This window comes from Priestia sp. P5_B4 (genome assembly GCF_056400385.1).
The window spans coordinates 1-1937 of sequence record NZ_JBFULJ010000726.1 but is presented as its reverse complement, the minus strand read 5'-3'; the positions used below and the strand labels follow the sequence as shown (position 1 = coordinate 1937).

Annotated in this window: 2 protein-coding genes; both read left to right on the top strand. The window is 35.0% G+C overall.

Annotation, left to right across the window (positions count from 1 at the left end; translation table 11 throughout):
• On the top strand, positions 1–439 hold a 439-nt coding region (locus AC1DRF_RS25215), incomplete at its 5' end, for a DUF6376 family protein (protein ID WP_477741982.1).
• A gap of 595 nt (positions 440–1034) precedes the next feature.
• The coding region (locus tag AC1DRF_RS25210) for a metallophosphoesterase (RefSeq protein WP_477741981.1) at positions 1035–1937 on the top strand (903 nt) is incomplete at its 3' end.

Genomic DNA, 1937 nt, shown 5'->3' with positions numbered 1-1937 from the left:
GTGGATGCTAGTCATATCAACTGCTGTTCTTTTTATGGTCGGCGGCTGTTCTTTTCTTGAAGATACAAGCAGTACGTTGAACTATGCAAACGATGCGAAAGATTACGTGAGTGAAGCACAAAAGTTTGCTGAAGAAATACCGCCTCTAGCGGAAAAAGCTGTTAATGACGACGAGGCAATAAAGAAGCTAGAGCAAAAGTTGCAGGAAATGAAAGGAAGAGCTGAAGAATTTAATCAAACAAAAGCTCCTGACATCGCTTCTGATGTGCACGATCAGCTTGTTCAACAAAACGAAAAAATCATTAGTGGAATTGAAGCGTATGAAGCCAATATAAAGGATGGCAGCTTCAATCCAGAAGCGCTAAAAAACAGTGAATTGTTTCAATCAATTCAAGATGTATCAAGTATTATGAAACAAATTAAAGAATTAGGTCAGTAAGAAAACGCGGCTGAGAAAAAAGTATGTTAACTAAAGAACATCCGAACGATGAATCAAGATTCTTGATGGAGAATCAACTTCGTTCGGATTTTTTTATTTGTAGATGAACGTAGGTTTCATGTAGGTATGTCTTATGATTCAACCTCGTTTCCTTGTTTTAAATGTAAAATTATATAAATATATCTATTTATTAGAAGACAAAAACCTTCTCTTTCTTTTTTATATCTACGAAATTCTGTTAGAAGCTGTGACAAACTTAATGTCTGCTTTTCATATCGTATGTATAGTACATATATACACACCGCTTGAAATAAATTCTTTTGAATTAAAAGAGGGCGTGGGAACGTTGATGTATTAGGTAATAAGACTCATTTAAAAAGGAGGGTTCATCCAATTAATAAAAACTATAGTCCTTGGTTTTGAAGAGGGAAACTAAAAAAATTTTTTCGGTTTACAAAAAGTTAATAAAACGCATACAAATGGTTTACTAAAAAATCAAAAAATTTACATCCTTTATAAATCTTTTCTGCTATACTATTTTTGAACAATTGCTAGATTTATAGCGATGATAACTTACTTGAAAGGTGAATGGTAGATGAAAAAGAACAAAAGTAGTAAAACGAAAAAAATCCTATCCACATCACTGGCACTTTCTCTATTATCTATGCCTCTTTTAACTACACAGGCAGGAGCGGAAGAACGTCATCCTGGACAAAGCTCACAGCAAAGCAAGCATCAAGGCCATAATAAAAAAGATGCGCTTGTGAACATACGCCTGATGGAAACAACCGATGTTCATACGAATCTATTAAACTATGATTACTTCAAAGATGCCTCTTACGAGAAAGTAGGTTTAGCTAAAACCGCTACCTTAATCAAAAACGCTCGAAAAGAAGTAAAAAACAGCTTATTAGTAGATAACGGAGACCTCATTCAAGGAACGCCTCTAGGCACGTATAAAGCTAAGATTAATCCGCTAAAAAAAGGGGAAGTTCATCCTGTATTTAAAGCAATGAATCAGCTGGATTATGATATTGCAACACTTGGAAATCATGAGTTCAACTATGGGTTAGATTTCTTAACAGAAGCGTATAACGATGCGAACTTTCCTTACATAAATGCGAATGTCTACGTTGATGATCATGACAACAACCCGAAAAACGATAAAAATAAATTTACGCCTTATAAAATTATGAATAAAAAAGTCGTCGATGAAAATGGAAAGAAACGGACGATTAAAGTTGGTTTCATTGGCTTTGTGCCGCCTCAAATTAACGATTGGGATAAAGCAAACCTTGATGGAAAAGTCATTACAAAAGGCATTGTAGAAACAGCCAACAAATACATTCCAGAAATGAAGAAAAAAGGTGCGGACGTAGTTGTTGCAATGGCTCACTCTGGATTTAGCAGCAACAAGCAAAACACGGAAGATGTTATTTATTCATTAAGTGAAGTAAAAGGCGTTGACGCTATTACGTTTTCACACACGCATAAAGCG